This window comes from Parasphingorhabdus sp. (assembly GCF_049667325.1).
Classification (GTDB): Bacteria; Pseudomonadota; Alphaproteobacteria; order Sphingomonadales; family Sphingomonadaceae; genus Parasphingorhabdus.
This window is the reverse complement of the sequence record NZ_JBATHY010000245.1, coordinates 1-2,650: the sequence shown is the minus strand read 5'-3', so window position 1 is coordinate 2,650 and position 2,650 is coordinate 1. Positions and strand designations below refer to the sequence as shown.

Below are 2,650 nucleotides of genomic sequence, written 5' to 3'. Positions count from 1 at the left end.
CGCGCCGGAAAAATTTCCGGCGAGCTTCCCGCGAGAAATGGTGCAGCGAAACGGGGATTACGCGACTAGGTCATACGCACCATTTCCCCGACCTCGTTACTGGCTGGATTCGCCTGCTGGCGCCCGGGCTTGCTCTTTCGAAGCTTTTTTCAGTTCGCCTTTGGTCATCCCGGTAACCAGGACATTGCCCGATCCCGCGAAATTGGCTGCGGGCAATTCTGCGGTGCGATTTCCAGTTTCTACAATCACCGATTGAACAACTCCGGCGCCTGACTGTTTGACCGATTGAACGTAGCCTACAACCCGGCCTTTTGGATCTTCGATCGGCATGCCTGGAGCGACGGCGAACATTCCACCGGCATTGGCAGCCGAACTTCCCGATGCGGCCAGCTGGCCAAGATCACCCATCGCCATGCCATTGCCGGTCCCAGCCGCGCTGCCGGTAATCGATCCGAGGCCCGATGCGCGATTGGCCGCGTTTGATGCCGCACCACCTGCGGCCGAACTTGCACTTCCGACTGCATTGCCAGCGGTTCCGACGACTTGGCCGGTGGTCGAGCGAATGGCATCGGTTCCGATCAGGCTAGCGTTGGCGCCGCCGTTGGCAGAACCCGAAACCGAACCGTCAGCCGAACCAGCGACAGAATTGTTCGGCAAATCGGCAGCGCCGATCAGCGAACCATTGGCGTTTGAACTGGTTTCCGCATCTGTTGCGACTTTACCCGACCGTGTATCGACGGTGCGGTCAATACGTGTGGAATTGGTGACATCACCTCTACCGGTGATCGTGCCGGTCGTACGGCCAATTGTGTCGGCACCCAGAGTGCTGCCCATCGAGCCGCCCAGTCCGCCACCCAGTCCGCCGCTGCCGCCGAGCAATTGTGCCGACGCCGGTGCTGCGGTGATCAATGCGAGAGTCATTGTGCTGATAATAAGTTTTTTCATGGTCTATCTCCTTGCAGGACGATGATATTTTCGTCGTCTGTATGGAGAACGATGGGGCTTTTGGTTTTAATCCATCATCTTCAATTTAATTTGAAAAAATCAGCGAAGGCCACAGTTTCCGCAGATCAGGCCGTGACCATAGACTTTGTCCGCGCCTTTTTTTCCAAGATCTTTGGCCTCATTGATCAACCCGTTTACCGCAGACTCTATTCTGCTGATATTCGCGACCGGATAATGGGAGAGCAATCGCACGGCAACGAGAGGCGCCGCAAAAGAGGTTCCGCGAAGCGGGACCAGTCTCCCATCGGTCGACGCGCCTTTTAATCCAGCGCCGGGTGCGGAGAAATCCACCGGCGTTGCACTGCCTGCTTCGGGGAGTGCGCGCTCGCGGTGATCGACGCCGGTGACCCCTATCACGCCGTTATAAGCTGCCGGATAACGCGGCGGCGCGGCCGGACCGTCATTACCGACCGCAGCGACAACCAGCATTCCCGTCCGCTGCGCGGATTTGATAGCGCGACCGAGCAGACCATTGTCAGGGCCCACGAGACTGATCGTTACCACCGGTACATTCCGTTGCGCCATCCAGCCCAGGGCACGGGCGATAGCGGTCGCATTTCCGCCCGCCGGATCGCTGCCATAGATATCGGCCGCCAGAAGGCCGCGCGCACGGGGTTTGACACTTGCCGAGATCAGCGAGGCGATCGCTGTGCCATGACTGCTCGCCACGGGGCCGCCCTTTGCAAAGCCGCGCTGCTCGACCGGTATGGCAATCGCGGCATGGCGAGCGACGCCGCCGTCAATAAGCCCCATTGCACCGGTCAACGCCTTGCCACCGGCCAATGTGGTGGAACTGGCCGCCATCGCGGCCGCGCTGCTGGTGAAATAGATATTATCAGCACTGATATCTGCTTCGCCGGCCAGCTTTTGCAAATGCTTCTGTTCCGACTTCAACTGCTTTTCCGGTCGGGTTGCGAATTTCACATAGCTAAGGTCCAGACCTTCGATTTCGTTACGCTCCAAAATCTGGAAGCCCTCTTCCTGCGCGCGTTCCAACGATGCCGCAGATATGCCCGTAGCAATCAACACGCCGCGAACGGCGGGGTCGCCATTGCGGTCCCGTTCGACATGATCGCGGTTCTGGCGCACGAACTGGTTAACCCGGTCAATCCGCAGCCGGTTCAGCAAGGTCCTGAGTTCTGAACTGCTCAAACGATCAAGATCGCCAGCGTCCACGATCCCGCTCACCGGGTCGATCAACGGTTCGGTGATGTTGCTCAGCGAACGATCCGGAAGCGGCAACCCGGGCCCGACGCTTGGCAACGCAAGTTGCGGCTGTGCAGCTGCGGGCGCGAGCAACAACATTGTCGCGGCGATCCATTTTGCTGTGCTTCTCATATCTGCTTCCTTATCCGCCGGTTCCGGTTTGGCAATCCCAGAAAGATTGCATTTATTTTTGCATTCGTGGATTAAACGAACCAGGTCCGTCGTTTCATCCATAGACCATGAATAAAGGATATCCGCGCTGAATGGCCTTTGAACAGGATCTGCTGGAGTTACTCCCGCGACTGCGGCGTTTTGCCCGCAGCCTGACGCGCGATATTAGTGATGCAGACGACCTGTGTCAGATGGCCCTTGAGCGTGCCCTGAACAAGCGCGACCAGTGGCAGGTCGGAACAAGACTGGATAGCTGGATGTATAGAAT

General features: G+C 58.2%; 3 protein-coding genes. 1 reads left to right on the top strand and 2 read right to left on the bottom strand.

What is annotated here, in order from left to right; genetic code table 11:
* Positions 1-96: 96 nt before the first annotated feature.
* A complete protein-coding gene (locus WBM93_RS10965) occupies positions 97-945 on the bottom strand; it encodes a hypothetical protein (protein ID WP_424431791.1) in 849 nt (282 codons plus the stop codon).
* A gap of 99 nt (positions 946-1,044) precedes the next feature.
* The gene (locus WBM93_RS10960) at positions 1,045-2,343 is read right to left on the bottom strand and encodes a S8 family serine peptidase (RefSeq protein ID WP_424431789.1); all 1,299 of its coding nucleotides are present in this window, start codon (positions 2,341-2,343) and stop codon (positions 1,045-1,047) included.
* 131 nt (positions 2,344-2,474) lie between these two features.
* On the opposite strand from WBM93_RS10960, the gene WBM93_RS10955 reads away from it, so the two are divergent.
* Positions 2,475-2,650: sigma factor (locus WBM93_RS10955; RefSeq protein WP_424431793.1), on the top strand; the 176-nt coding region annotated here is incomplete at its 3' end.